The organism is Streptomyces mutabilis (genome assembly GCF_046628145.1).
Lineage (GTDB): Bacteria > Actinomycetota > Actinomycetes > Streptomycetales > Streptomycetaceae > Streptomyces > Streptomyces mutabilis.
The window spans coordinates 5,377,261-5,402,860 of the sequence record NZ_CP176874.1 but is presented as its reverse complement, the minus strand read 5'-3'; the positions used below and the strand labels follow the sequence as shown (position 1 = coordinate 5,402,860).

Annotated in this window: 24 protein-coding genes; 13 read left to right on the top strand and 11 right to left on the bottom strand. The window is 72.3% G+C overall.

All coding sequences use genetic code 11. The features are described from left to right. The first annotated feature begins 234 nt into the window (after window positions 1-234). Entirely contained in the window at window positions 235-2,022 is a 1,788-nt protein-coding gene (locus ACLIN4_RS24560; protein WP_257101512.1) for a PP2C family protein-serine/threonine phosphatase, read from the top strand. On the opposite strand, the gene ACLIN4_RS24555 is transcribed toward ACLIN4_RS24560, so the two are convergent. The 5 genes from ACLIN4_RS24555 to ACLIN4_RS24535 all read right to left on the bottom strand — a co-directional run bounded on the left by ACLIN4_RS24555 (window position 2,019) and on the right by ACLIN4_RS24535 (window position 5,431). Beyond that, window positions 2,019-3,719: an acyl-CoA mutase large subunit family protein gene (locus tag ACLIN4_RS24555; protein WP_269957739.1), complete on the bottom strand. Its 1,701-nt coding sequence runs from the start codon at window positions 3,717-3,719 to the stop codon at window positions 2,019-2,021. The genes ACLIN4_RS24560 and ACLIN4_RS24555 overlap by 4 nt on opposite strands. A 92-nt stretch (window positions 3,720-3,811) precedes the next feature. Further along, window positions 3,812-4,153 carry a DUF3817 domain-containing protein gene (locus tag ACLIN4_RS24550; RefSeq protein WP_043379786.1) on the bottom strand — a complete coding sequence of 114 codons (342 nt, stop codon included), beginning with the start codon at window positions 4,151-4,153 and terminating at the stop codon, window positions 3,812-3,814. Window positions 4,154-4,209: 56 nt separating this feature from the next. After that, a complete protein-coding gene (locus tag ACLIN4_RS24545) occupies window positions 4,210-4,719 on the bottom strand; it encodes a MarR family winged helix-turn-helix transcriptional regulator (protein ID WP_043379788.1) in 510 nt (169 codons plus the stop codon). Between the two features lie 77 nt (window positions 4,720-4,796). Next, window positions 4,797-5,090 (bottom strand): MTH1187 family thiamine-binding protein, encoded by a 294-nt coding sequence (locus ACLIN4_RS24540; protein WP_043383196.1) that lies wholly within the window; start codon window positions 5,088-5,090, stop codon window positions 4,797-4,799. Next, the gene (locus ACLIN4_RS24535; RefSeq protein ID WP_100047455.1) at window positions 5,087-5,431 is read right to left on the bottom strand and encodes a DUF3817 domain-containing protein; all 345 of its coding nucleotides are present in this window, start codon (window positions 5,429-5,431) and stop codon (window positions 5,087-5,089) included. The genes ACLIN4_RS24540 and ACLIN4_RS24535 overlap by 4 nt, the downstream gene beginning before the upstream one ends. A 176-nt stretch (window positions 5,432-5,607) precedes the next feature. Between ACLIN4_RS24535 and ACLIN4_RS24530 the strand changes: the two genes are divergently transcribed. The 4 genes from ACLIN4_RS24530 to ACLIN4_RS24515 all read left to right on the top strand — a co-directional run bounded on the left by ACLIN4_RS24530 (window position 5,608) and on the right by ACLIN4_RS24515 (window position 8,243). Then, window positions 5,608-6,240, top strand: a complete 633-nt coding sequence (locus ACLIN4_RS24530) for an AIM24 family protein (RefSeq protein ID WP_381939210.1) — start codon at window positions 5,608-5,610, stop codon at window positions 6,238-6,240. A 1-nt stretch (window position 6,241) separates the two neighbouring features. Beyond that, window positions 6,242-6,892: an AIM24 family protein gene (locus tag ACLIN4_RS24525; protein ID WP_411576781.1), complete on the top strand. Its 651-nt coding sequence runs from the start codon at window positions 6,242-6,244 to the stop codon at window positions 6,890-6,892. Next, window positions 6,889-7,665, top strand: a complete 777-nt coding sequence (locus ACLIN4_RS24520) for an AIM24 family protein (RefSeq protein ID WP_289908712.1) — start codon at window positions 6,889-6,891, stop codon at window positions 7,663-7,665. The genes ACLIN4_RS24525 and ACLIN4_RS24520 overlap by 4 nt, the downstream gene beginning before the upstream one ends. A 101-nt stretch (window positions 7,666-7,766) precedes the next feature. Further along, window positions 7,767-8,243, top strand: a complete 477-nt coding sequence (locus tag ACLIN4_RS24515) for a MarR family winged helix-turn-helix transcriptional regulator (protein WP_100048255.1) — start codon at window positions 7,767-7,769, stop codon at window positions 8,241-8,243. On the opposite strand, the gene ACLIN4_RS24510 is transcribed toward ACLIN4_RS24515, so the two are convergent. Both ACLIN4_RS24510 and ACLIN4_RS24505 read right to left on the bottom strand, forming a co-directional pair. Continuing rightward, window positions 8,244-9,710, bottom strand: coding sequence for an ATP-binding protein (locus ACLIN4_RS24510; RefSeq protein WP_289908713.1), 1,467 nt, complete (start codon window positions 9,708-9,710; stop codon window positions 8,244-8,246). Further along, window positions 9,707-10,375, bottom strand: a complete 669-nt coding sequence (locus ACLIN4_RS24505) for a response regulator transcription factor (protein WP_100048256.1) — start codon at window positions 10,373-10,375, stop codon at window positions 9,707-9,709. Before ACLIN4_RS24505 ends, ACLIN4_RS24510 begins: the two co-directional genes overlap by 4 nt. Before the next feature lie 134 nt (window positions 10,376-10,509). Here ACLIN4_RS24505 and ACLIN4_RS24500 point away from each other — a divergent pair, with 134 nt between their 5' ends. Next, window positions 10,510-11,262 carry a PepSY domain-containing protein gene (locus tag ACLIN4_RS24500; RefSeq protein ID WP_290014546.1) on the top strand — a complete coding sequence of 251 codons (753 nt, stop codon included), beginning with the start codon at window positions 10,510-10,512 and terminating at the stop codon, window positions 11,260-11,262. On the opposite strand, the gene ACLIN4_RS24495 is transcribed toward ACLIN4_RS24500, so the two are convergent. The 3 genes from ACLIN4_RS24495 to ACLIN4_RS24485 all read right to left on the bottom strand — a co-directional run bounded on the left by ACLIN4_RS24495 (window position 11,195) and on the right by ACLIN4_RS24485 (window position 15,118). Continuing rightward, a complete protein-coding gene (locus ACLIN4_RS24495; RefSeq protein WP_411576229.1) occupies window positions 11,195-12,490 on the bottom strand; it encodes an MFS transporter in 1,296 nt (431 codons plus the stop codon). The two genes, ACLIN4_RS24500 and ACLIN4_RS24495, sit on opposite strands and share 68 nt — an antisense overlap. Before the next feature lie 384 nt (window positions 12,491-12,874). Next, the gene (meaB, locus tag ACLIN4_RS24490) at window positions 12,875-13,831 is read right to left on the bottom strand and encodes a methylmalonyl Co-A mutase-associated GTPase MeaB (RefSeq protein ID WP_381914102.1); all 957 of its coding nucleotides are present in this window, start codon (window positions 13,829-13,831) and stop codon (window positions 12,875-12,877) included. A gap of 54 nt (window positions 13,832-13,885) precedes the next feature. After that, window positions 13,886-15,118, bottom strand: a complete 1,233-nt coding sequence (locus ACLIN4_RS24485) for an acetyl-CoA C-acetyltransferase (RefSeq protein WP_107480477.1) — start codon at window positions 15,116-15,118, stop codon at window positions 13,886-13,888. A gap of 149 nt (window positions 15,119-15,267) precedes the next feature. On the opposite strand from ACLIN4_RS24485, the gene mce reads away from it, so the two are divergent. The 7 genes from mce (at window position 15,268) to ACLIN4_RS24450 (ending at window position 25,189) form a co-directional block, all read left to right on the top strand. Continuing rightward, window positions 15,268-15,708: a methylmalonyl-CoA epimerase gene (gene mce / locus ACLIN4_RS24480; protein WP_100048260.1), complete on the top strand. Its 441-nt coding sequence runs from the start codon at window positions 15,268-15,270 to the stop codon at window positions 15,706-15,708. A 235-nt stretch (window positions 15,709-15,943) separates the two neighbouring features. After that, complete coding sequence (gene scy / locus ACLIN4_RS24475; RefSeq protein ID WP_381939200.1) at window positions 15,944-19,927, top strand: polarized growth protein Scy; 3,984 nt, start codon at window positions 15,944-15,946, stop codon at window positions 19,925-19,927. Window positions 19,928-20,133: 206 nt separating this feature from the next. Next, window positions 20,134-21,069 carry a cellulose-binding protein gene (locus ACLIN4_RS24470; RefSeq protein ID WP_100048262.1) on the top strand — a complete coding sequence of 312 codons (936 nt, stop codon included), beginning with the start codon at window positions 20,134-20,136 and terminating at the stop codon, window positions 21,067-21,069. 95 nt (window positions 21,070-21,164) lie between these two features. Beyond that, the gene (locus ACLIN4_RS24465; RefSeq protein WP_290014548.1) at window positions 21,165-22,136 is read left to right on the top strand and encodes an ABC transporter ATP-binding protein; all 972 of its coding nucleotides are present in this window, start codon (window positions 21,165-21,167) and stop codon (window positions 22,134-22,136) included. Further along, the gene (locus ACLIN4_RS24460; RefSeq protein WP_100048264.1) at window positions 22,133-22,909 is read left to right on the top strand and encodes an ABC transporter permease; all 777 of its coding nucleotides are present in this window, start codon (window positions 22,133-22,135) and stop codon (window positions 22,907-22,909) included. The genes ACLIN4_RS24465 and ACLIN4_RS24460 overlap by 4 nt, the downstream gene beginning before the upstream one ends. 133 nt (window positions 22,910-23,042) lie before the next feature. Continuing rightward, window positions 23,043-24,323 carry an ABC transporter ATP-binding protein gene (locus tag ACLIN4_RS24455; protein ID WP_289908719.1) on the top strand — a complete coding sequence of 427 codons (1,281 nt, stop codon included), beginning with the start codon at window positions 23,043-23,045 and terminating at the stop codon, window positions 24,321-24,323. Then, on the top strand, window positions 24,320-25,189 hold the full coding sequence (locus ACLIN4_RS24450) for an ABC transporter permease subunit (protein ID WP_289908720.1): 870 nt from the start codon (window positions 24,320-24,322) through the stop codon (window positions 25,187-25,189). Before ACLIN4_RS24455 ends, ACLIN4_RS24450 begins: the two co-directional genes overlap by 4 nt. Before the next feature lie 7 nt (window positions 25,190-25,196). On the opposite strand, the gene ACLIN4_RS24445 is transcribed toward ACLIN4_RS24450, so the two are convergent. After that, window positions 25,197-25,529 (bottom strand): hypothetical protein, encoded by a 333-nt coding sequence (locus tag ACLIN4_RS24445; RefSeq protein ID WP_043379819.1) that lies wholly within the window; start codon window positions 25,527-25,529, stop codon window positions 25,197-25,199. Window positions 25,530-25,600 lie beyond the last annotated feature (71 nt).

Genomic DNA, 25,600 nt, shown 5'->3' with positions numbered 1-25,600 from the left:
CGGGGGACGCGTCCGAGGTCGGGACGAGGGCCGACGCGCCGGGCCGCCCGGCCTCCGGCTCGCGAGGTCCGCGCCGGGGAAGCGGCCGGTGACCGGCTCCCGGCCGGACGCGTACCGACGTGCCGCCGCACGGCGCATTCCCGGTGGCGGGCCACCGCCCCGGAGACGAAGCTGTTCGGCACTGCCCCGCCGTGCGCCGCTGGAGGCCCAGCCCCCATGGATCATCACCCCCGGGTGTCCGATGCACGTGCCCGCCTGGAACTGGGGGCGATCAGAGAGCTGCTGCGGGCCCAGCGCCGACGCATCCGGTCGTACGCCCAGGACCACCACATCCACCACCCCGCGGCGCCCGACGGGCCCGGCCGGCCGACGGATCCGCCCGCCGCGGGGACCCCGACGGGGCAGGAACTACTCGACGCCTTTCCGGTGCCGGCCCTGTTGCTGGCCCTCGACATCGGTGACGACGGCCAGATCGTCGACACCGTCTGCACGGTCCGGAACGCGGCAGCCGTCGCCTACGTGGACGAGCGGCTCCCCGGAGGCCCGGCCCCACGGTGGTCGGGACCCGTGTCGTTGTACGAGCGGCTGCCCTCGCTGTACCGGACGCCGGTCCCCGAGATGATCAGCCGCGCGCACCATGACCGCGTGGCACAGGGCCCGGAAGCCGTCGAATGGGTGATCGGCGGCCCAGCGGGGCCGGTGCGGCTCATCGCCGAGGTCCGGGTCAGCCCCTGCGGTGACCAGTTGCTGCTCACCTGGGAACCCGGCCACCGCGCCCACATGGCCGCCGCCGCCCAGCGGCTGGTGCGCACGTGCTGGGCGGAGTGGAACCTCGGCGACGACGGCGTCGAGCCCTCCCGGGGGTTCCGCCGCCTGCTCGGGCTGGCGGAGGACGGCCCCCTGCCCACCCTGTCCGACCTGGCCGGCACCGTCACGGCCGACAGCCTGCCCGGTCTCTACCGAATGCTGTACGAGGTCGTCCTGCGCAAGCGGACGGCCAGCTGCTCGGTGCGCCTGCCCGGTACGCTCCACCGGATCACCCGGATGACCGCCGAACCCGTACTGATCGCTCCCGGCGGTCCGGTCTGGGGCGTCCGCGCCGTGCTCACCGACGTCACCGCCGAGCGCCGGCGCCGTGCGGCGGCGGAACGCGCCCAGCGGGAAGTACGCCGCCATCGGGAGCATGTCAAGACGCTCGGGGAGGTCGCGGAGGCCCTGCGCGAGGCGGTGCTCCCGCACTTCCACGACGAGCCGGCCACGTACGGCCTCCAGGCCACCGTCGTGTACCGGCCCGACGCCCGCGAGGCCGGGGTGGGCGGCGACTGGTACAAGGTCCGCAAACTGCCCGACGGCCTCCTCGTCGCGCTGGGGGACGCACGGGGACACGGACTCACCGCGGTCACGCTGATGGCGAAACTGCGCTGGGCCCTGGCGGGACTCGCCTACACGGAGCAACCTGTCGAGCAGCTGACGCACTGGCTCAACGAGACCGCCTGCGCGGACGGCATCGAGTCCACCGCCACCGCCATCGTCGCCGGCTACCACCCCGAGCGGTCGCTGCTGCGCTGGACGTGCGCCGGACATCCCAGCCCGGTGCTGGTCCGCGACGGCCGCGCCACACCCCTGCCACCCCCGGCCGGCGGCCCGGGACTCCCCCTCGGCGTCCTGCCCGGCACGGCCTACACGGCCGCCGTGGCACCCATCCGGGCCGGCGACATCGTCCTCATGTACTCGGACGGCCTCACCGAGCGCCGGGGCAGCGATCCGGACCTGGACACGCTGCGGTTCCTGGAGGCAGCCGCGCTCTCCTTCCGGGCGACGGCCCCGGGCCCCGGCCGTGACGAGCTGCACCGCTACGCCGAACACCTCGTCGCGCGCCTCGACGGCCCGCACCGTTCGGACGACGCCACCCTCCTCGCCCTGCGCCGGACAGGGCCGCACGACGAGCGGGAAAGCCCTGTCACGTCGCGGTCGCGGGGCACCGTCGCCCGGCGCCCGCCCGACCCGGACGGCACCTCCTAGAACCCCGCCGGTTCCGTGTACACCCCCCACTCGTCCCGCAGCACCCCGCAGATCTCGCCCAGCGTGGCCTCCGCGCGCACCGCGTCCAGCATCGGCTCGATCATGTTCCCGCCGGAGCGGGCCGCGGCGAGCATGCCGTCCAGGGCACCGCGCACGGCCGCGTCGTCCCGGGCCGCCTTGCGCTCGCCCAGCACCCGCACCTGCTCGCGCTCCACCTCGTGGCTGACCCGCAGGATCTCCAGGTCCCCGGTGACGGAACCGGTGTGGACGTTGACGCCGACGACCTTCTTCTCGTCCTTCTCCAGGGCCTGCTGGTACCGGAAGGCGGACTCGGCGATCTCGCCGGTGAACCAGCCGTCCTCGATGCCGCGCAGGAGCCCGGAGGTGATCGGCCCGACGGGGTGCTGCCCGTCGGGGTGGGCCCGGAGGCCCCGCTCCTTGATCTGCTCGAAGATCTTCTCCGCGTCGGCCTCGATCCGGTCCGTCAGCTGCTCGACGAACCACGAGCCGCCCAGCGGGTCGGCGACGTTGGCGACGCCGGTCTCCTCCATCAGCACCTGCTGGGTGCGCAGGGCGATCTCGGCGGCCTGCTCGCTGGGCAGCGCGAGGGTCTCGTCCAGCGCGTTGGTGTGCAGGGAGTTCGTCCCGCCGAGCACCGCCGCCAGCGCCTCCACCGCCGTACGCACCACGTTGTTGTACGGCTGCTGGGCGGTCAGCGAGACACCCGCGGTCTGCGTGTGGAAGCGCAGCCACTGCGCCTTGTCGGTCTTCGCGCCGTACACGTCCCGCATCCAGCGGGCCCAGATGCGCCGGGCCGCGCGGAACTTGGCGATCTCCTCGAAGAAGTCGACGTGCGCGTCGAAGAAGAAGGACAGCCCGGGCGCGAAGACGTCCACGTCCAGTCCGCGGCTGAGCCCCAGCTCCACGTATCCGAAGCCGTCCGCCAGCGTGTACGCCAGCTCCTGCGCGGCCGTGGCCCCGGCCTCGCGGATGTGGTAGCCGGAGACCGACAGGGGCTTGTAGGCGGGGATGCCGGCCGCGCAGTACTCCATCAGGTCGCCGATGAGGCGCAGGTGCGGCTCGGGCTGGAAGAGCCACTCCTTCTGCGCGATGTACTCCTTGAAGATGTCGGTCTGGAGCGTGCCGTTGAGCACGGACGCGTCGACGCCCTGCCGCTCGGCGGCGACCAGGTACATGCAGAACACGGGCACGGCGGGCCCGCTGATCGTCATGGAGGTCGTGACGTCGCCGAGCGGGATGTCCTTGAACAGCACCTCCATGTCGGCGGCCGAGTCGATGGCCACGCCGCAGTGCCCGACCTCGCCCAGGGAGCGCGGGTCGTCGGAGTCGCGGCCCATCAGCGTCGGCATGTCGAAGGCGACCGAGAGCCCGCCCCCGCCGTTGCGGAGGATCATCTTGTAGCGCTCGTTGGTCTGCTCGGCGTTGCCGAAGCCCGCGAACTGCCGGATGGTCCAGGTCCGACCCCGGTACCCGGTCGGATGCAGGCCACGGGTGAAGGGGTACTCCCCCGGCCAGCCGATCCGCTCGAAGCCCTCGTAGGCGTCACCGGGCCGGGGCCCGTACACCGGCTCCACGGGGTCGCCGGAGAGCGTCGTGAAGTCCGCGTCGCGCTTGCGCGCCGCGTCGTACCGGGCCTGCCAGCGACGGCGGCCTTCCTCTATGGCGTGAGCGTCCATACCCTCGAATTTACTAGGACGTCCAAGTAAATGTCGATGGGGAACCGCCGTACGGGTGTCCGTACGGCGGTGGAAGGCCCGGAACGGGCCGGCTACGCCTTGGCCGCGGCGGGCGCCTCGGTCGCGGCGACCTTGGCGTCGAGCTCCTGGCTGACCTTGCGTTCCACGAAGAACGCGGCGGTCGGGATGGTGCCGGCCAGCAGCACCCACAGCTGCTTGCTGACCTTCCACTTCGCCTTGGCGCCCAGGTCGAAGGCGAAGACCAGGTAGATCACGTACAGCCAGCCGTGCGCGATGCTGACGACGCGGGTGAAGTCGGCCGCGCCGTCCATGTCCAGCAGGTACTTGGCGATCATGCCGAGGCAGAGCAGGATCAGCAGCACACCGGTGACGTACGCCATGACCCGGTAGCGGGTCAGCACGCTCTTTTTCATGGGAACGAGCGTAACCGTCCGTTTCGCGCGATCTTCGGGCGGGCCCGGCGACTCGCTCAGGATTCCTCGAAGTCGCCGGCGGCCACTCGCAGCGGCCTGAGCATCGCGAAGATCTCCCCGCACTCCTCGGCGTCGTACGCGCCCAGGCCGAAGTCCATCGCCATGAGGTCACGGGTGGCCGACTCGACCACCTCGCGGCCCTTGTCGGTGATGGTGGCGAGCGTGCCGCGGCCGTCGTTGGGGTTGGGGCGCTTGTCGACCAGGCCGGACTTCACCAGCCGGTCGACGGTGTTCGTCACGGAGGTGGGGTGCACCATGAGGCGCTCGCCGATCTTGGACATCGGCAGCTCGCCCGACTTGGAGAAGGTCAGCAGCACCAGCGCCTCGTAGCGTGCGAAGGTCAGCCCGTACGGCTTGACCACCGCGTCCACCTCGGCCAGCAGGATCTGGTGCGCCCGCATGATCGAGGTGATCGCGGCCATGGACGGCACGCCGCCCCAGCGCTGCTTCCACAGTTCGTCGGCACGGGCGATGGGGTCGAAGGAGAGACTGAGGGGCTTCGGCACGGCATCAGACCCTACCGGCCGGTCATATCCCGGTCAGCCCCGTCTCGTCTTTCGATACCGGCGCCCGCGCCGGACGGCTACTCGGCGAGGTGCCGCTCCACCGTCTCCACCTTCGAGGTGAGACCGTCCGTCACGCCCGGCCGGATGTCCGCCTTGAGGACCAGGGAGACGCGCGGCGCCCGGGCCTCGACGGCGGCGACGGCCCGCCGGACGACGTCCATGACCTCGTCCCACTCGCCCTCGACGGAGGTGAACATCGCGTCGGTGCGGTTGGGCAGGCCCGACTCGCGGACCACCCGGACGGCGTCGGCGACGTACTCCCCCACGTCCTCGCCGACGCCGAGCGGCGTCACGGAGAAGGCGACGATCATGCGTTGACGATCCCTTCCTGGCGGGCGCGGGAGGCGATGACCGCGCTCTCGGCCTCACGCTTGAGCTTGCGCTCGGCGAAGAAGCCGCCGGTCGGCAGGACCGACATGACGAAGTAGAAGGCGGCGGTGCCGAAGGACCACTTGGCCCGGTTCCAGGCGTCCGCCCAGAAGATCACGTACAGCACGAAGAGGACGCCGTGCACCATGCCCATCACGGGCACCGCGTTGAAGTCGGTGGTCCGCTTCAGCACGGAGCACACCAGGAGCAGCAGGAACGAGATCGCCTCGGGGCCGGAGACCAGGCGGAGGCGGCGGAGGGCGGAGGCGGTCTTGAGGTCCACGGGTCACCTTCGGTGGGAGGGAATCGATCGGTACTCGGGCACGCTCGGCGAGCCGGCCGTTTGTGAACGAACGCACAAGCGCGCGTCCATTGTGGCAAACCCCCGACGCGCCCGGGCCAGGGGGTCGGAGACCTGTCGGCGGGCCCGCCCGGCGGGCTACCGTCACATTTGTGGCGATGTTCCGACTTCAAGGAAGCAAGGTACTCGCCGTCGACATGACCGGGGACGCCGTGAAGGCGAAGAACGGCTCGATGGTCGCGTACGACGGGGAGATGGCCTTCAAGAAGCTGAGCGGCGGCGGTGAGGGCATCCGGGGCATGGTGACCCGGCGGATCACCGGCGAGCAGATGACGGTGATGGAGGTGAGGGGGCAGGGGACCTGCTGGTTCGCGGACCGGGCCTCGGAGATCAACCTCGTCGGCCTCCAGGGCGACAGGCTGTACGTCGAGTCGAGCAACTTCCTGGCGGCGAACGCCGGACTGCGGACCGGCACCAGCTTCACGGGGGCGCGCGGCGCCTCGCAGGGCAACGGGCTGTTCACCACGACCGTGGAGGGGCACGGGCAGGTGGCGATCATGTCGGACGGGCCGGCGGTGGTGCTGCGGGTCAGCGCGCAGTACCCGCTGACGGTCGACCCGGGGGCGTACGTCGCGCACCAGGGGAACCTGCGGCAGTCCTTCCAGTCGGGTGTGACCTTCCGCACGCTGTTCGGGGAGGGCGGCGGGGAGGCCTTCCAGATCCGCTTCGAGGGCGACGGGCTGGTGTACGTGCAGCCGAGCGAGCGGAACACGATCGCGGGGGATGTGTGAGATGGCCTTCCGGGAGATCAATTCCAAGATGGTCCAGGCGACCGTGGCCCCCGGGCAGCGGCTGTTCAGTCAGCGCGGGGCGATGCTCGCCTACCAGGGGGACGTGTCCTTCACCCCGAACATGCGCGGCGGTCAGGGCGGTGTGGCGTCGATGATCGGGCGCCGGATGGCGAACGAGGACACCCCGCTGATGACCGTCGAGGGCAGCGGCACCGTGCTCTTCGGGCACGGCGGCCACCACGTCCAGGTGATCGGCCTCTCCGGCGACACGCTGTACGTGGAGGCGGACCGGCTCCTCGCCTTCGAGGGCACCCTGGAGCAGAGCACGGTGTTCCTGGGCGCGCAGGGCGGGGCCATGGGCATGGTGCGCGGTCAGGTGAGCGGGCAGGGGTTGTTCACGACGACGCTGAGGGGCCACGGCTCGGTGGCGGTGATGGCCCACGGGGGCGTCTTCGAGATCCCGATCACCCCGCAGCGGCCGGTGCGCGTCGACCCGCAGGCCTATGTCGCCCACTACGGCGACGTCCGCAACAAGCTGTCCACCGCGCTGGGCTGGCGGGACATGGTCGGGCGCGGCTCCGGCGAGGCGTTCCAGCTGGAGCTGAGCGGCAGCGGCACCGTGTTCGTCCAGGCGTCGGAGGAGAAGCTGTGAGCACCGTGCACCACGACCCGGCGTCCCTGCCGGCGGACGACAACGTCAATCCGTACACCTTCTGCGTGGAGCTCAAGGGGAGCCAGTGGTTCCTGCAGAAGGGGAAGATGATCGCCTACTACGGGACGATCGAGTTCAACGGGATCGGGCACGGGCGGCTGGACCGCCTGATGCGCACTTCGTTCCATTCGCCTCTGCACGCGAGCGACTGGGTCGTCGCCGAGGGCTCGGGCAAGATGCTCCTCGCCGACCGGGCATTCGATGTCAATTCGTACGACCTGGAAGACGGCAACCTGACCATTCGCTCGGGCAACTTGCTTGCTTTTCAGCCAAGTCTCGCTCTCAAGCAGTCGATCGTGCCGGGTTTTCTGACACTGATCGGAACCGGAAAGTTCGTGGCCGCGTCGAACGGGCCGGTGGTGTTCATGGAGCCCCCGATCCGGGTCGACCCGCAGGCCCTGGTCGGCTGGGCCGACTGCCCGTCACCGTGCCATCACTACGACCACGGGTACATGACCGGCCTGCTGGGCGGTCTACGTGCGATGACGGGCCTGGGCGGGGCCTCCGGGGAGGAGCACCAGTTCGAGTTCGCGGGAGCGGGGACGGTACTGCTGCAGTCGAGCGAGACGCTGATGCCGGAGCAGGCCACGGGGGTCGCGCCGCAGCAGGCGGGGGTGCCCGGAGGCGGTACTCCCGGGGCCCCGGGAGGCCGGTCCGGGGCACCGGGGCTTCCCGGACAGCTGGGGGACCTCCAGCGCCGCTTCGGGCTGTGAGCGGTAATCTGCGGAGTGTGACGTCGAACGCGTGCGCACCGTCACCGTCACGGACCACCCCTCACTAGTTCGCCTTTCAACATTTTAGGTAGACTTCATACATGGAGACCGAGACGGCCACCCGCTGGCTGACCGATACGGAGCAGTGTGCTTGGCGCACCCACCTGGAGGTCAACAGGCTGTTGACGCACCAGCTCGAGAAGGACCTGCAGCCGTTCGGCCTGACGATCAACGACTACGAGATCCTGGTGAATCTCTCCGAGTCGGAGGGCGACCGCATGCGGATGAGCGACCTGGCCACCGCCACGATGCAGTCCAAGAGCCGCCTCTCCCACCAGATCACCCGCATGGAGAACGCGGACCTGGTCCGACGGGAGAACTGCGAGTCCGACCGCCGCGGGCTCTACGCCGTCCTCACCGAGCACGGCCTGGAGACGATGCGGAAGGTCGCGCCGCACCACGTGGCGTCCGTCCGTCGGCACTTCATCGACCTGCTGGCCCCGGAGGCCCTGACGGAGCTCGACAAGGCGCTCAGGCCGATCGCGGAGCACCTGCGGGGACAGCGCGGACGTCCCTGATCACGTCCGCCTGATCTCCTCCGTGGAAGCGGTGGAACCGGTCGAGGACCAGGCACCCGGCAGGCGGAGCTCGAACAGGGCGCCGCCTGCCGGCGCGTCGTGGACCGTGAGCGTGCCGCCGTGCCGTACGGCGACGTCGCGGGCGATGGCCAGGCCCAGCCCCGCCCCGCCGTCGTCGCGGCTGCGGGCGGCGTCCAGCCGTACGAAGCGCTCGAAGATCCGCTCCCGGTCGGCCGCCGGCACGCCCTCCCCGTCGTCGGCCACCGCGACCACGGCCGCCTCCCCGTCCCGCCGCACGGACACCTCGACCGCCGAGCGGGCGTGCCGCCGGCCGTTGTCGAGCAGGTTGGCCAGCACCCGCCCCAGCTGCCCGCGCGACCCGGCGACCGTCACGTCGTCCTCGGCCCGCACCCGCACCCCGTCCCGGCCCCCGGCCTCCTCCCGCGCCAGCTCCCCGAGGTCGACGCGCGCGTCGGCGGGCCGCTCCCCCGCGTCCAGCCTGGCCAGCAGCAACAGGTCGGCGGCGAGCCGCTGCAGCCGTACGGTGTCCTCCACGGCGCCGTCCAGGTCGAGCAGTTCCGGATGGGCGGCGGCCACCTCGAGCTGGGTGCGCAGCGAGGCGATCGGGCTGCGCAGCTCGTGCGAGGCGTCGGCGACGAAACGCCGCTGCCGCTCCACCGAGGTCTCCAGGGCGGCCAGCGTCTCGTTGGTGGTCGAGGCGAGCCGGGCCACCTCGTCGTGCGTGCCCGGCACCGGGACGCGGCGCGCGAGGTCCTCGCTGGCGGTGATCGCGGCCATCTCCCGGCGGATGCCCTCCACCGGGCGCAGCGCCCGCCCGGTGACCAGCCAGGTCACCCACGCGACGACCACGAGCAGCAGCGGGAAGCCGGTCAGCATGACGGTCAGCGCGGTGTTCACGGCGCCGTGCTCGGCGGACAGCGGGGCGCCCGCCCAGACGGTGAGCCGCCCCTGCCGGTCGGTCTCGACGGGCACGGCGGCGAAGCGGTAGTCCTCCGTGTCGCCGTCGATCGTCGCCGAACCGTCGCTGACGGTGATCCGCCCGCCGATCTCACCGGCTTCGAGCGACTCGCCGGAGTCGTCGTCATCGTCCGGGTCGCCGTCGTCGGCGTCGTCGCCGGCGGGGGCAGGCCGCGGCTTCACCGCGTCGACGCCGGTGCCGCTGATCCGTTCCAGGTCCTCGCTGGCGGCGACGAGCCTGCCCTCCTCGTCGACGATCTGCAACGGGCGGTCGTCGACGTCCAGGGACAGTTCGCCGTACGGCGTGCCGATGGCCAGTTCGGTGGCGACCTCGCGCGCGGAGCGTTCCGCCTGGGTGCCGGCCTCGCCGAGCAGGTTGGAGCGCAGGGACAGCAGGACGGCGGTGCCGGCCGCGACCAGGGCGACGGCGACCACGAGGGTGGCGCCGAGCGTGGCGCGGGCCCGGACCGACCCCAGGAGACGGCTCATCGCTCGACCTCCAGCCGGTAGCCGGCCCCGCGCACGGTCCGGATGAGCGCGGCGCGCAGCTTGCGCCGCAGGGCGCTGACGTAGACCTCGACGATATTGGGGTCGCCGTCGTAGGCGAAGTCCCAGACGTGCTCCAGGATCTCGGCCTTGGACACGACCTGCCCGGCCCGCACCACGAGCTGTTCCAGGACGGCGAACTCCTTCGCCGTGAGCGTCACTTCGCGCTCGCCGAGGAAGACCCGGCGGGCGGCGGTGTCGACCTTCAGGTCCCCGTGGACGTGCACGGGCGAGGCTCCGGCGCCCTGCGCCCGCCGCCGCAGCAGGGCCTTCACGCGGGCGACGAGGACGACGTACGAGAAGGGCTTGGTGAGGTAGTCGTCCGCGCCCGTGTCCAGGCCCTCCGCCTCGTCGTACTCGCCGTCCTTGGCGGTGAGCATCAGGATCGGCACGTCGTGACCGGCGGCGCGCAGGGCCGCGCAGACCCGGTAGCCGTTGAGGCCGGGCAGCATGATGTCGAGGATGACGAGGTCGTACACGCCCTCGCCGGCCCGGTGCAGGCCCTCCCGGCCGTCGTGGACGACATCCACGGCGTAGCCCTCGGCGGTGAGGCCCTTGGCGAGCGACACGGCGAGGCGCTTCTCGTCCTCCACGATCAACAGGCGCATGGCCCAAGGGTCGCAAAACGAAGCTGAAGAACCCTTCAGGCGGCTTCAGCCTGGCCTCAGCGTCGGCCGGTGACAGTGAGGACGTCGACATCACGCCGACGCGAACGTCTCTGTACGACTCGGGAGGAATCCGCATGAAGCGCAACATCGTGATCGCCGCCGTCACCGCCGCCGCACTGATCGGAGGCGGTACGGCGACGGCCCTGGCGACCACGGGGGACGACGACCCGGGTACGACGCGCCAGTCGGACGTCCGGGACCGGGACGACGACGCGCGGGGCGCCGCCGACGACCGGGCGGACGACGACGCGGACGACCGGGACGGCTCCCGCGACCACGACCGCGACGACCGGGACGACGACCGCGACGACGACGCCCGCGCGTCCTCCGCGAAGGTGACGGCGGCCGAGGCCGTCGCCGCCGCCCTGAAGGAGGCCCCGGGCACCGCCGTCTCCGCCGAACTGGACGAGGAGGACGGCGACGACGACGGCGACGACCGCGAGCGCGCGGTCTGGGAGGTCGACGTCCTCGCCGGCGACGGCACCTGGCACAGCGTGCGGATCGACCCGGGCACCGGCAAGGTGCTCGGCTCCGAGACGGACGACGAGGACGACACCGACGAGGTGCGGGCCGCGCTGAAGGGCACGTCCGTGGACGCCGCCGAGGCCGCGAAGGCCGCCGCCGGCCGCGGGACCGTGACCTCCGTGGAGCTGGACGAGGACGGCTACTACGGGGACGGCGAGGCCGCGTGGGAGGTGGAGACCACGTCCTCCGGAAAGGGCGAGCAGGACTGGCGCGTCGACCCGCGGACCGGCAAGGTCACGGCCGACCGTTCGCACCACTCGGACTCCGACGACGCCGACGACTCCGGCTCGGACGACGACTGACGTTCCCCGGCCGCCCGGCGGCCCCTCGGCGGCGGCGCCCCGGCACCAGCGCCGCCGCCACGGCGACCGCGCCGGACACCGCGAAGCACGCCGGCAGGGGCAGCCGCTCCACCAGCAGTCCCACGGCGGCGGCACCGCCGGACATCCCGGCGTTCACCGCGGTGTTGCACCAGGTGCCCGCGCGGACCCGGAAACCGGGGGCCGCACTCTCGTCGGCGACCAGATAGGCGGTGGTCAGCGCCGGGGCCACGAACAGGCCCGCGCACATGACGGCCGGGATCAGCGTGCCGAGGCCGGGCGCGAGACCCGCGACGGCGAGACAGAGGCCGAGACCCGCCGCGAAGAACGGGAGCCGGGCGCGGGTGGGCGAACTCCAGGTGACGGCGCCGTTGACAAGACCGCCGACCGCGCTGCCCACCGACAGCGCCGCGAGCACCCAGGCGACGGCGCCGTCACCGAGGCCGCGCTCGCCCGCGTAGGCGACGACGAGGAGGTCGACGGCGCTCACCGAGACGCCGACGCACGCGGCGACGACGACGGGTTGCAGCAGGGCCCGGCCCTGACCGGTGCCGCCCCGTCCGGGTACGGGGCCCTCGCTCTTCTCCGACCCCGTCGGCCGCAGGAGTGCCGCCGCCGGTGAGGAGGCGAAGGCGAGGGTGCCCGTCACCACCAGGAACGCGCTGAGCACGACGCCGGCCGCCGGCGGCGCGACGGTCACGACGGCGCCGACCAGGAGCGGGCCGGAGACGAAGAGCAGTTCCTCGGCGACGCCGTCGAGGCTGTAGGCCCGCTGCAACAGCTTCCGGTCGGGGAGCATTTCGGCCCACACCGCGCGCATCGTGGAGCCGAGCGGCGGTGTGCAGGCCCCCGCGAGCGCGGCGGCCCCGGCGAGCACGGCCGCGGGGACCCCGGGGTGCCGGCAGAGTTCCGCCAGCGCGCAGAGCAGGCCGCCGTACAGCAGGGCCATGGGGATCAGCGCCCGGCGCAGGCCGTGCCGGTCGACGAGTGCCGCGCGGTACGGGGAGACGAGGACGCCGGTGGCACCGAAGACGGCCATGACCGTGCCGGCCACGGCGTACGACCCGGTGGACCGGGTCAGGGAGAGCATCAGGGCGAGGGAGACCGTGCCGTACGACAGCCGGCCGAAGAGGGCGGCCGCGAAGGTGCGGCGGGCATGGGGGACACGGAGCACGGCGGCGTACGAGGGCCGCGGAGTGGGCGTGGACACGCGAAGGGTTCCTCAGGAGGGAGGCAACGAGGGGACGCCGAAGCGCGCGACGGCCGGATGCGGCGGTCGCGTGCGGGGCGGGTCCTAGGCCAAGAGGAGGAACACGCGCGTCAATGTAGTGGCGCGGCCCTGTGGCCGCATTCCCTTTTCCGTCCCGGTCTCGTCGGCGCCCCCTCGTGCCACGGACCGGCGAACAGCGGACACGAGCCGGCGCACTGCCCTCGCCGACCGCCCCGAGGGGGCCGGTTCGACGCCGGCGGCTGTCCGCGCCCCGGGGTTCGACCGGCGCCGGCCGGGCGCCGGTCGAGCCGTCGCCGTCACCCCCGCCGTCGCCGCCGCCCGTCGCCCGTCGCCCGTCGCCCGTCGCCCGGACGAGGGTCCGCGTCAGCCGTTCGTCAGCCCCGCCACCAGTTCGTCCGCCGCGCGGTACGGGTCCAGCTCGCCCGTGACGATGCGCTCCGCGAGGGCGCCGAGGCGGCGGTCGCCGTGGAGATCGCCGATGCGTTCGCGCAGGGTGGTGACGGCGATGGTCTCGACCTCGCGGGCGGCGCGGGCGCGGCGGCGTTCGGCCAGTACTCCGCGCTCCTCCATCCACGCGCGGTGCTTCTCCAGCGCCTCGACGACCTCGTCGACGCCCTCGGCGCGCGCGGCGACCGTCTTGACGATGGGCGGGCGCCAGTCGCCCGGGCCGCGGGCCTCGCCGAGGCCCAGCATGTGGTTCAGCTCGCGGGCGGTGGCGTCCGCGCCGTCGCGGTCGGCCTTGTTGACGACGTAGACGTCGCCGATCTCCAGGATCCCGGCCTTGGCGGCCTGGATGCCGTCGCCCATGCCCGGGGCGAGGAGGACGACGGAGGTGTCGGCCTGGGAGGCGATCTCCACCTCCGACTGGCCGACGCCGACCGTCTCGACCAGGATCACGTCGCAGCCGGCCGCGTCGAGGACGCGGATCGCCTGCGGGGCCGCCCAGGCGAGGCCGCCGAGGTGGCCGCGGGTCGCCATCGAGCGGATGTAGACGCCGGGGTCGGAGGCGTGCTCCGACATCCGGACGCGGTCGCCGAGCAGGGCGCCGCCGGAGAAGGGGGAGGAGGGGTCGACGGCCAGGACGCCGACCCGCTTGCCCTGCTTGCGGTACGCCGTCACCAGCGCCGAGGTGGAGGTGGACTTGCCGACGCCCGGCGAGCCGGTCAGGCCGACCACGTACGCGCTCCCCGTGAGCGGCGCGAGGGCCGCCATGACCTCCCTGAGCTGCGGGGACGCCCCCTCCACCAGCGAGATCAGCCGGGCCACGGCCCGGGGCCGGCCTTCCCGGGCCTGGGCCACCAGTGAGGAGACGTCCTGCATCACAGCTCCGTTCAGTGAGAAGTCGCCACCGGGGTCCGTACCCGGTGACCGAGGTCAGGCCCTGGGCACCCGCACGATCAGCGCGTCGCCCTGGCCGCCACCGCCGCACAGCGCCGCCGCGCCGACCCCGCCGCCGCGCCGCTTCAGCTCCAGCGCCAGGTGCAGCACGAGGCGGGCGCCGGACATGCCGATGGGGTGCCCCAGGGCGATGGCCCCGCCGTTGACGTTCACCTTTTCGGTGGAGACGCCGAGGTCCTTCATTGACTGCACGGCGACGGCGGCGAAGGCCTCGTTGATCTCGATCAGGTCGAGGTCCGACACCTCCAGCCCTTCCTTCTTCAGCGCGTGCTGGATGGCGTTCGACGGCTGCGACTGCAAAGAGTTGTCCGGGCCGGCCACGTTGCCGTGGGCGCCGATCTCCGCGATCCACTCCAGGCCCAGCTCCTCGGCCTTGGCCCTGCTCATCACGACCACGGCCGCGGCGCCGTCGGAGATCTGCGAGGAGGAGCCCGCGGTGATCGTGCCGTCCTTGGAGAACGCCGGGCGCAGCTTGCCCAGCGACTCGGCGGTGGTGTCGCCGCGGATGCCCTCGTCCTTGCTGAACACCACCGGCTCGCCCTTGCGCTGCGGGATCTCCACCGGGGTGATCTCGGCCTCGAAGATCCCGTTCTTCTGGGCGGCGGCCGCGCGCTGGTGGGAGAGCGCGGCGACCTCGTCCTGGGCGTCGCGCTCGATGCCGAGGCGGGTGTTGTGCTTCTCGGTGGACTCGCCCATGGCGATGCCCTCGAAGGAGTCGGTCAGACCGTCGTGCGCCATGGCGTCGAGCATCTGGACCGCGCCGTACTTGTAACCCTCGCGGGTCTTCGGCAGCAGGTGCGGGGCGTTGGTCATGGACTCCTGGCCGCCGGCGACGATCACGTCGAATTCGCCGGCGCGAATGAGCTGGTCGGCGAGCGCGATCGCGTCCAGGCCCGAGAGGCAGACCTTGTTGATCGTCAGCGCCGGGACGTTCATGGGGATGCCGGCCTTCACGGCGGCCTGGCGGGCCGGGATCTGCCCGGCGCCGGCCTGGAGGACCTGCCCCATGATCACGTACTGGACCTGGTCGCCGCCGATCCCGGCGCGGTCGAGGGCGGCCTTGATCGCGAAGCCGCCGAGGTCGGCGCCGGAGAAGGACTTGAGCGAGCCGAGGAGCCGGCCCATCGGGGTGCGGGCACCCGCGACGATGACGGAGGTCGTGCCGTTCTTTCCAGAGGTTCCAGAGGTTTCAGCGGTTCCAGAAGACATGAGCTGCGATCCCCTTTTCCGGCCCGCACAGGCCGAGGAGTGAACGAGGGTTTACTCGAATGTACTGAGCGGTATGCCGCCCGTCACCCGGCGGTCGGTGTGATCGCGCGCACGTTGCGTAACCACCTCCGGAGCGCTGCACTGAATCCATGCTGACGCGAATCGACCACATCGGAATCGCCTGTCACGACCTCGACACGACCGTCGAGTTCTACCGTGCCACCTACGGCTTCGAGGTGTTCCACACCGAGGTCAACGAGGAGCAGGGCGTGCGCGAGGCCATGCTCAAGATCAACGATACGTCGGACGGCGGGGCTTCGTACCTGCAGCTCCTGGAGCCGACCCGGGAGGACTCCGCGGTCGGCAAGTGGCTCGCCAAGAACGGCGAGGGCGTCCACCACATCGCCTTCGGTACGGCGGACGTGGACGCGGACGCGGCGGACATCCGGGGCAAGGGCGTACGCGTTCTGTACGACGAGCCCCGGCGCGGTTCCATGGGGTCGCGGATCACCTTCCTGCACCCCAAGGACTGCCATGGCGTACTGACAGAACTCGTCACTTCGGCGGCCGTTGAGTCACCTGAGCACTGACCGTCGTACATATGGGCCGGTAGGGTTGGGTGCGGTCGCCGCTCAGTCCGGGGTGACCCGGTCCTGCCGTCTGCGGTGGCGGGACCGCCGGGGTCCGTGTTTCGGGGGGCGAACGCCGGGGCAGAAGCGCGTGCTCCGCCGTTGATCTGACACCATTCCCCCGGGGGCCCCGTCCGGTCGACGGACGGAGCTCGTTCGGAGTTATTTGCGACCAGGGGACGGATGGGACCGCGCAGTGCGGGGCTACGAGAGCCAGGAGCGAGAGCCGGCGGCTGACGTCGACCACCTCTCTCGGTTCGAGGCCGAGATGAAGCGGCTGAAGACCGAGCGGGAAAAGGCGATCCAGCACGCCGAGGACCTCGGCTACCAGGTCGAGGTGCTGCGCGCCAAGCTGCACGAGGCGCGGCGCACCATCATGTCCCGGCCCGCCTTCGACGGCGGCGACATCGGGTACCAGGCCGAGCAGTTGCTGCGCAACGCGCAGACGCAGGCCGACCAGCTGCGCGCGGACGCCGAGCGGGAGCTGAGCCAGGCCCGCGCGCAGACGCAGCGCATCCTCCAGGAGCACGCCGAGCAGGCGGCCCGGCTCCAGGCGGAGCTGCACCAGGAGGCGGTGACCCGGCGCCAGCAGCTCGACCAGGAGCTGGCCGAGCGCCGGCAGACCGTCGAGTCGCACGTCAACGAGAACGTGGCGTGGGCGGAGCAGCTGCGCGCCCGCACCGAGCAGCAGGCCCGCCGGCTGCTCGACGAGTCCCGCGCGGAGGCCGAGCAGTCCCTGGCCGCGGCCCGCGCGGAGGCCGAGCGGCTGACCACCGAGGCCCGGCAGCGGCTGCGCAGCGACGCCGAGAACGCCCGCGCCGAGGCCGAGCAGATCCTGCGCCGGGCCCGCGCCGACGCGGAGCGGCTGCTGAACGCCGCCTCCACGCAGGCCCAGGAGGCCACCGACCACGCCGAGCAGCTGCGCACCTCCACGGCCACCGAGTCCGAGGAGGCCAGGCGCCGGGCCCAGGAGCTGAGCCGGACCGCCGAGCAGCGGATGGCCGAGGCCGAGGAGGCGCTGCGCAAGGCGCAGACCGAGGCCGAGAAGGTCGTCACCGAGGCCAAGGAGGCCGCGGCCAAGGCCCTCGCGAGCGCCGAGCAGACCAACGAGCAGCGCACCCGCACCGCCAAGGAGCAGGTCGCCCGGCTGGTCAGCGAAGCCACGAAGGACGCCGAGTCGACGAAGTCCGAGGCCGAGCAGCTGGTCGCGGACGCCCGCGCCGAGGCCGAGAAGATCGTCGCCGAGGCCGCCGAGAAGGCCCGCACGATCACCGCCGAGGAGTCGGCGACCCAGCTGTCCAAGGCGGCCAAGACCGCCGAGGACGTGCTGAACAAGGCGGCCGAGGACGCCAAGCGCACCACAAAGGCCGCCGCCGAGGAGGCCGAACGCATCCGCTCCGAGGCCGAGGCCGAGGCGGACCGGTTGCGCGGTGAGGCGCACGACATCGCCGAGCAGCTCAAGGGCGCGGCGAAGGACGACACCAAGGAGTACCGCGCCAAGACGGTCGAGCTCCAGGAGGAGGCGCGCCGGCTGCGCGGCGAGGCCGAGCAGCTGCGGGCCGACGCGGTCGAAGAGGGCGAGAAGATCCGCGCGGAGGCCCGCAAGGAGGCCGTGGCGCAGATCGAGGAGGCGGCGAAGACCGCCGAGGAGCTGCTCGCCAAGGCGAAGGCCGACGCGGACGAGCTGCGGCAGACCGCCGCGGCGGACGGCGAGAAGGTCCGTGCCGAGGCGATCGAGCGGGCGACGACCCTGCGCCGGCAGGCCGAGGAGACCCTGGAGCGCACCCGCGCGGAGGCCGAGCGGCACCGCGCGGAGGCCGCCGAGCGGGCCGAGGAGCTCCAGGCGGAGGCCGAGCGGGCCGCCCGCGAGCTGCGCGAGGAGACCGAGCGCGCCGTCGAGGTCCGCCGGGAGGAGGCCGCCGCGGAGCTGACCCGGCTCCAGGAGGAGGCCGAGGAACGCCGCACGGCCGCCGAGCAGGCGCTGACCGAGGCCCGCGAGGAGGGCGAGCGGATCCGCCGCGAGGCCGCGGAGGAGAGCGAACGGCTGCGCACCGAGGCCGCCGAGCGCATCCGTACGCTCCAGCAGCAGGCCGAGACGGAGGCCGAGCGGCTGCGCACCGAGGCCGCCGCGGACGCCTCCGCCTCCCGCGCCGAGGGCGAGGCCGTCGCGGTACGCCTGCGTTCCGAGGCGTCGAACGAGGCGGAGCGGCTGAAGTCGGAGGCGCAGGAGAGCGCCGACCGGGTGCGGGCGGAGGCGCAGAGCGCCGCCGAACGCATCGCCGCCGAGGCCTCCGAGACGCTGGCCGCCGCCCAGGAGGAGGCCGCCCGGCGCCGCCGCGAGGCGGAGGAGCTGCTCCGGGACGCCCGGCAGGAGGCCGACCAGGAGCGCGAGCGGGCCCGCGAGCAGAGCGAGGAGCTGCTTGCCTCGGCGCGCAAGCGCGTGGACGAGGCGCAGGCCGAGGCGACCCGGCTGGTCGAGGAGGCCGACCGGCGCGCCACCGAGATGGTGTCGGCCGCCGAGCAGCACGCGACGCAGGTACGGGAGTCCGTCGCCGGGCTGCACGAGCAGGCCCAGGAGGAGATCACCGGGCTGCGCAGCGCCGCCGAGCACGCGGCCGAACGCACCCGGCGCGAGGCCGAGGAGGAGGCGGACCGGGTCCGCGCCGACGCCTACGCCGAGCGGGAGCGGGCGAGCGAGGACGCCGGACGCCTCAGGCGCGAGGCGCAGGAGGAGACGGAGGCCGCCAAGGCGCTGGCCGAGCGGACGGTCTCCGAGGCCATCACGGAGGCCGAGCGCATCCGCGCGGACGTCTCCGAGCACGCCCAGCGGGTGCGCACGGAGGCGTCCGACGCCATCGCCGAGGCCGAGCAGTCGGCGGCCCGTACCCGGGCCGACGCCCGCGAGGACGCCAACCGCATCCGGTCCGACGCGGCGACGCAGGCGGACACCCTGATCACCGAGGCGCGTTCCGAGGCGGAGCGGCTGACCACCGAGACGGCCGCGGAGACGGACCGCATCCGCACGGAGACCCTCGCGGAGACCGACCGCATCCGCACGGAGACGGTGGCGGAGGCGGAGCGCGTCCGCACCGAGGCGGCGAACGAGGCGGAGCGCCTGCGGTCGGAGTCGGAGGCGGAGGCCGACCGGGTCCGGGCCGAGGCGAGCGCCCAGGCCGAGCAGCTGCTCTCGGACGCCACCGGCGAGGCGGAGCGGCTGCGTGCCGAGGCCGCCGAGACGGTCGGCTCCGCCCAGCAGCACGCCGAGCGCGTCCGCACCGAGGCGGAGCGGGTCCGGGCCGAGGCGGCGGCGGAGGCCGAGCGGGTCACCGCGGCCGCCCGCGAGGAGGCCGAGCGCACCCTCGACGAGGCCCGCAAGGACGCCAACAAGCGGCGTTCGGAGGCGGCCGAGCAGGTCGACACGCTCATCACCGAGACCACGGCCGAGGCCGACAAGCTGCTCACCGAGGCCCAGCAGCAGGCCCAGAAGGCCACCGCGGACGCCGAGTCGCAGGCCGACACGATGGTCGGCGCGGCCCGCGCGGAGGCCGAGCGGATCGTCCAGGAGGCGACGGTCGAGGGCAACACCCGGGTGGAGAAGGCCCGTACGGACGCGGACGAGCTGCTGGTCGGCGCGCGCCGGGACGCGACCGCCATAAGGGAGCGCGCGGAGGAGCTGCGCCAACGGCTCACCACCGAGATCGAGGAACTGCACGAACGCGCCCGCCGCGAGGCCGCCGAGACGATGAAGTCGGCCGGCGACCGCTGCGACGCGCTCGTCAAGGCCGCCGAGGAACAGCTCGCCAAGGCCGAGGCGAAGGCCAAGGAACTGGTGTCGGAGGCCAACTCCGAGGCCGGCAAGGTGCGCATCGCCGCCGTCAAGAAGGCCGAGGGCCTGCTCAAGGAGGCCGAGCAGAAGAAGGCCACGCTGGTCCGGGAGGCCGAGGAGCTCAAGGCCGAGGCCGTCCGCGAGGCGCGGAACACGGTCGAGGAGGGCAAGCGCGAGCTGGAGGTCCTGGTGCGGCGCCGTGAGGACATCAACGCCGAGATCTCCCGGGTGCAGGACGTGCTGGAGGCGCTGGAGTCCTTCGAGGCGCCCGCGGGCGGCGGCAAGGACAACGGGGTCAAGGCCTCGGCCACGGTGGGTGCCCCACGTTCGGGTGGCAAGTCGTCAGACGGCTAGCGTCCGGGGCGGATTCGGTGTCTGCTGGAACCTTTGGGGTCCGCCGGGACAAACCCTTGACCAGAACTTTGGCAAGCCGTCCGCGTGTCAGCCACCCGAAAGAGGTGTCATTCTCCGTATCAAACGTGCATCCGCTCGATGACACACCGCATCGGCGCCTAGGATTCCCTCTATCACCTCACCCGGTCTCTTTCGACAGGAACCCCATGAGCGACACTTCCCCCTACGGCTTCGAGCTTGTGCGGCGTGGGTACGACCGCGCTCAGGTGGACGAACGTATCTCCAAGCTCGTCTCCGACCGTGACAGCGCTCTCGCCCGCATCACCGCTCTGGAAAAGCGCATCGAGGAGCTCCACCTCGAGACCCAGAACGCCCAGGCCCAGGTGAACGACGCCGAGCCGTCGTACGCCGGTCTCGGTGCCCGGGTCGAGAAGATCCTGCGCCTCGCCGAGGAAGAGGCGAAGGACCTGCGCGAGGAGGCCCGGCGCGCGGCCGAGCAGCACCGCGAGCTCGCCGAGTCGGCGGCCCAGCAGGTGCGCAACGACGCGGAGTCGTACGCCGCGGAGCGCAAGGCCAAGGCCGAGGACGAGGGCGTCCGGATCGTCGAGCAGGCCAAGGGCGACGCCGCCCAGCTGCGCTCCGAGGCGCAGAAGGACGCGCAGTCCAAGCGCGAGGAGGCGGACGCCCTCTTCGAGGAGACCCGCGCGAAGGCCGCGCAGGCCGCCGCCGACTTCGAGACGAACCTCGCCAAGCGCCGCGAGCAGTCCGAGCGCGACCTGGCCTCCCGTCAGGCCAAGGCCGAGAAGCGGCTCGCGGAGATCGAGCACCGCGCGGAGCAGCTGCGCCTGGAGGCGGAGAAGCTGCGCACGGACGCCGAGCGCCGCGCCCGCCAGACCGTCGAGACGGCTCAGCGCCAGGCCGAGGACATCGTGGCCGACGCCAACGCCAAGGCCGACCGCATCCGTTCGGAATCGGAGCGCGAGCTCGCCGCCCTCACCAACCGCCGCGACTCCATCAACGCGCAGCTGACCAACGTGCGCGAGATGCTGGCGACCCTCACGGGCGCCGCGGTGGCCGCCGCCGGCACGCCGGCCGACGAGGAGCCGGTCTCCCGCGGGGTGCCGGCCCAGCAGTCCCGCTGACGCGGGGCGTACGCCGGCCGAACAAGCACGGAACACGGACGAAGCCTTCTGTCACCGGGGTGGCAGAGGGCTTCGTCCCGTTCTAGCGTGGGCGCATGATCGAGCTCGAGGGGCTGACCAAGCGGTACGGCGAGAAGGTGGCGGTCAACAATCTCTCCTTCACCGTCAGACCGGGCATCATCACGGGCTTCCTCGGCCCCAACGGCGCGGGCAAGTCGACCACCATGCGCATGGTGCTGGGCCTGGACCGGCCGACGGCCGGGGACGTCCGGATCGACGGCAAGCACTACGACCAGCTGAAGGACCCGCTGACGTACATCGGCGCGCTGCTGGAGGCCAAGGCCTGGCACGGCGGGCGCAGCGCCTACAACCACCTGCTGTGCCTCGCGCAGAGCAACGGCATCCCGTCACGGCGGGTGCGTGAGGTCCTGGACACGGTCGGGCTCACGGCGGTGGCCAAGAAGAAGACGAAGGGGTTCTCCCTCGGCATGGGCCAGCGCCTCGGCATCGCCGCGGCGCTGCTGGGCGACCCGCGGATCCTGATGTTCGACGAACCGGTCAACGGGCTGGATCCCGAGGGCATCCACTGGATCCGCAACCTGATGAAGACACTGGCCTCCCAGGGCCGTACGGTCTTCGTCTCCTCCCACCTGATGAGCGAGATGGCGCTGACGGCGGACCACCTGGTGGTCATCGGCCAGGGCAGGCTGCTGGCGGACACCTCGATGGCCGACTTCATCGCGGAGAACTCGCGCAGCTACGTCCGCATCCGCACCCCGCAGCGCGAGCGGCTGCTCGACCTGCTGCACGGCGAGGGCATCACGGTCGTGGAGACGGGCGCCGAGGTGCTGGAGGTGGACGGCGACAAGGCGGAGGCCGTCGGTGAACTGGCGGCGCGGCACCAGGTGGTGCTGCACGAGCTGAGCCCGCAGCGGGCGTCGCTGGAGGAGGCGTTCATGCAGCTGACGGCGGAGTCGGTGGAGTACCACGCGCACGACGGACAGCCGGCCGGTCCGGTGCCGCCGCAGCAACAGCAGCAGTGGGGCAGCGAGTGGAGGAAGGGATGAGCATGGCGGCGACACAGGTCGTCCGGTCCGAGTGGACCAAGATCCGGTCGGTCGCGTCCACGGTGTGGACGCTGGGCCTCGCCGTGGTCGTCACGATCGCCCTCGGCATGCTGATCTCGGCGCTGTCGAAGAGCGAGTTCGACAACATGGGCCGGGAGGACCAGCTCACCTTCGACCCGACCTTCATCAGCTTCGCCGGGACGAGCCTCGGCCAGCTGGCGATGATCGTGTTCGGCGTGCTGGTGGTGGCGAACGAGTACAGCACCGGCATGATCCGCACCTCGCTGGCCGCCGTGCCGAAGCGTGGCACCTTCCTGTTCAGCAAGATCGCGGTGGCCACCGCACTGGCACTGGTCGTCAGCATGATCACCAGCTTCGCCACCTTCTTCCTCGGTCAGGCGATGCTCGGCGACCTCAAGGCGTCGATCGGCGACCCGGGGGTGCTGCGCGCGGTCATCGGCGGAGGGCTCTACATGACGCTCATCGCGATGTTCTCGATGGGCGTCGCGGCGATGCTGCGCTCGCCGATGCTGTCCCTGGGCATCCTGATGCCGTTCTTCTTCCTGATCTCCAACATCCTGGGCAACGTCCCGGCCACCGAGAAGGTCGGCCGGTTCCTGCCCGACCAGGCCGGCAGCAAGATCATGCAGGTGGTCGCGCCGCTCGACGACGACGTGCCGTACGGGCCGTGGGGCGGACTCGGGATCATGGCATTGTGGGTGATCGCGGCCCTCGTCGGCGGGTACGTGGTGCTGAAGAGGCGGGACGCCTAGGGTCTGTCCCCCGGATTTCGCGGGGCGTCGGATTTTGCCCGGGCTTGAACGGAACCGTCAGCGCCTCGATATCCTCCTAACCCTTACGGGGGCGTGCGCCCTGCTGTCCTGAACCTTCCGATGGGTGCGGAGCATGATCGAGGCTGTCGGCCTGACCAAGCGCTACGGCGACAAGACCGCAGTGCACAATCTGTCCTTCCAGGTGCGGCCAGGCGCCGTCACCGGCTTCCTCGGGCCCAACGGCTCGGGCAAGTCGACGACGATGCGCATGATCCTGGGCCTGGACAACCCCACCGCGGGACGTGTCACGATCGGCGGCCACCCGTACCGCAAGCTGCCGAACGCCCCCCGTCAGGTGGGCGCGCTGCTCGACGCCAAGGCGGTGCACGGCGGCCGGTCCGCCCGCAACCACCTGCTGAGCCTGGCCCAGCTCTCGGGCATCCCGGCCCGGCGCGTGGACGAGGTGCTCGGCGTGGTCGGCCTCCAGGACGTGGCCAAGCGGCGCTCCAAGGGCTTCTCGCTCGGCATGGGCCAGCGGCTCGGCATCGCCGCGGCCCTGCTCGGCGACCCCCAGGTGCTGCTCTTCGACGAACCGGTCAACGGCCTCGACCCCGAGGGCATCCACTGGGTGCGCAACCTGATGAAGGCGCTCGCGGCGGAGGGCCGTACGGTCTTCGTCTCCTCGCACCTGATGAGCGAGATGGCGCTCACCGCCGACCACCTGATCGTCATCGGCCGGGGCCAGCTGCTGGCCGACATGAGCGTGACGGACTTCATCTCGGCCAACTCCGCCGACTTCGCCCGCGTGCGCACGCCGGACACGGAGCCGCAGCTGCGCGAGAAGCTGACCGCCGCGCTGACCGAGGCGGGCGGGCACGTCATGTCCGAGCAGGACGGTGCGCTGCGGGTGACCGGGCTGGCGCTCCCCCGGATCAGCGACATCGCGCACGACACCGACGTACGCCTGTGGGAGCTGTCGCCGCACCAGGCCTCGCTGGAGGAGGCGTACATGCGGATGACGCAGGGCGCCGTCGACTACCGGTCGACCGACGACCAGAAGGCCGGGCTCCAGCAGCCGCTGCCGCCCGGCGCGCAGCCGCCGATGCCGGTGCCCGGGCAGGGCCAGCCCGGCTGGTACGCCCCGCCGCCGCCCCAGCAGGGCGGTCAGCCCTTCGCCGTGCCGCAGGGCGCGCCGGGTCAGGCCCCGGCCGGACCGTACGGTGCCCCGGCGGCGCCCGGCGCGCTGCCGGGCGGACAGCCCGCCAACCCGTACGCGGCGCAGCAGCCGCCGCAGGCACAGCCGGTCCAGCAGCCCTCCCAGCCCCCGCAGGCGCCCGCTCCGGCCGCCGTGCCGCCCGCCGCCTCCGCCCCCGCGCCCGTCACCGACCCGACCAAGTCCGAGGACGCCCGATGAGCACGCCCCAGCCCCCGATGCCCCAGGCCGCACCCGACTGGCAGGCGGCGCCCGGTTCGCCCTACCCCACGTACACGTCGCCGATCCCGGTGGTGCGCACGCACCTCGGGCACGCGATCGCCTCCGAGTGGACGAAGATCAAGTCGGTGCGCTCGACGATGTGGACGCTGGGCGTGTTCGTCCTCCTGGTCCTCGGCCTGGGCCTGCTCACCGGCGCGGTGGTGGCCAGTTCGGACACCGACGTGGACGGCGAGAGCCCGCTCGCCCTCGGCTTCTTCGGCCTGCTGCTCGGCAGCATCTGCCTGATCACCCTCGGTGTGCTGACCACCGCCTCGGAGTACGGCACCGGCATGGTGCGCACCACGATGACGGCGTGCCCGAGCCGCGGCCGGGTCCTCGCGGCCAAGGCGATCGTGTTCTTCCTCGTGGCGTTCGTGGTGACGCTGGTGTCCGCCACGCTCGTCGGCCTGCTGCACGTGACCATGCTGGAGAGCAACGGGGCCGGCGAGCCCACCGGAAGCGAGTGGCTGAAAGGCACCGTCGGCGTCTCGCTCTACGTGGCACTGCTCGGCATGCTGTCGCTGGCCATCGGCTCGATCATCCGCCACTCGGCGGGCGCCATCACCATCATGATCGGGGCCCTGCTCGCCCCGCTGGTGATCGCGCTGTTCATGTTCTCGGAGTCCCTGAAGGACGTGCAGCAGGCGCTGTTCGAGTACTCGATCCCGAACCAGATGAGCATCTTCTACGCCAACTCGCTCAGCGACTCCGGCCCGTCCGGCTGGGACCCGCTGTGGATCATGCTCGGTGTGACGGCGGTCGCGTTCGCCGGTGCCTTCGCCCTGCTGGAGAGGCGGGACGTGTAGCCGGCCTTCAGAACCTCGGCGCGTTACGGGACCGCTGCACCCGCGTGGTGCGGCGGTCCTTGGCGTTCCAGCAGGACTTGTGCCAGTGGCGGCGCTCGTCGACGCCCGAGTGCGCCGGCCAGGCCACCACGTGCGGGACGCCGTCCGGGATCAGCTGGTCGCAGCCCGGGCAGCGGTACGACTTCCCCTGTGCGCTCGCGCCCGCCACGTGCCGTACGCTCCAGTCCTCGCCCCGCCAGCTCTCCGACGACTGCCAGCCGCCGTAGCGCCCGGATCCGTCGTCCTCGGCGCTGCGGCCGGACGAACCGGCTCCCTTGGGTCGGTTGCGACGCGGGGACACAGGACACCTCACGGAGCTATACAGGGGGTACGGGCGGCGTCCAGCCTACGCGGGGCGGGCCGGGGTACGCG

What these genes read in the sequence shown, in the direction of transcription:
- ACLIN4_RS24555 (WP_269957739.1), bottom strand. Translation starts at nt 3,719, where the DNA reads ATGGACGCTCACGCCATAGAGGAAGGCCGCCGTCGCTGGCAGGCCCGG.
- ACLIN4_RS24550 (WP_043379786.1), bottom strand. Translation starts at nt 4,153, where the DNA reads ATGAAAAAGAGCGTGCTGACCCGCTACCGGGTCATGGCGTACGTCACC.
- ACLIN4_RS24540 (WP_043383196.1), bottom strand. Translation starts at nt 5,090, where the DNA reads ATGATCGTCGCCTTCTCCGTGACGCCGCTCGGCGTCGGCGAGGACGTG.
- ACLIN4_RS24530 (WP_381939210.1), top strand. Translation starts at nt 5,608, where the DNA reads ATGTTCCGACTTCAAGGAAGCAAGGTACTCGCCGTCGACATGACCGGG.
- ACLIN4_RS24525 (WP_411576781.1), top strand. Translation starts at nt 6,242, where the DNA reads ATGGCCTTCCGGGAGATCAATTCCAAGATGGTCCAGGCGACCGTGGCC.
- ACLIN4_RS24515 (WP_100048255.1), top strand. Translation starts at nt 7,767, where the DNA reads ATGGAGACCGAGACGGCCACCCGCTGGCTGACCGATACGGAGCAGTGT.
- ACLIN4_RS24510 (WP_289908713.1), bottom strand. Translation starts at nt 9,710, where the DNA reads ATGAGCCGTCTCCTGGGGTCGGTCCGGGCCCGCGCCACGCTCGGCGCC.
- ACLIN4_RS24505 (WP_100048256.1), bottom strand. Translation starts at nt 10,375, where the DNA reads ATGCGCCTGTTGATCGTGGAGGACGAGAAGCGCCTCGCCGTGTCGCTC.
- ACLIN4_RS24500 (WP_290014546.1), top strand. Translation starts at nt 10,510, where the DNA reads ATGAAGCGCAACATCGTGATCGCCGCCGTCACCGCCGCCGCACTGATC.
- meaB (WP_381914102.1), bottom strand. Translation starts at nt 13,831, where the DNA reads ATGCAGGACGTCTCCTCACTGGTGGCCCAGGCCCGGGAAGGCCGGCCC.
- ACLIN4_RS24485 (WP_107480477.1), bottom strand. Translation starts at nt 15,118, where the DNA reads ATGTCTTCTGGAACCGCTGAAACCTCTGGAACCTCTGGAAAGAACGGC.
- mce (WP_100048260.1), top strand. Translation starts at nt 15,268, where the DNA reads ATGCTGACGCGAATCGACCACATCGGAATCGCCTGTCACGACCTCGAC.
- ACLIN4_RS24470 (WP_100048262.1), top strand. Translation starts at nt 20,134, where the DNA reads ATGAGCGACACTTCCCCCTACGGCTTCGAGCTTGTGCGGCGTGGGTAC.
- ACLIN4_RS24465 (WP_290014548.1), top strand. Translation starts at nt 21,165, where the DNA reads ATGATCGAGCTCGAGGGGCTGACCAAGCGGTACGGCGAGAAGGTGGCG.
- ACLIN4_RS24460 (WP_100048264.1), top strand. Translation starts at nt 22,133, where the DNA reads ATGAGCATGGCGGCGACACAGGTCGTCCGGTCCGAGTGGACCAAGATC.
- ACLIN4_RS24455 (WP_289908719.1), top strand. Translation starts at nt 23,043, where the DNA reads ATGATCGAGGCTGTCGGCCTGACCAAGCGCTACGGCGACAAGACCGCA.
- ACLIN4_RS24450 (WP_289908720.1), top strand. Translation starts at nt 24,320, where the DNA reads ATGAGCACGCCCCAGCCCCCGATGCCCCAGGCCGCACCCGACTGGCAG.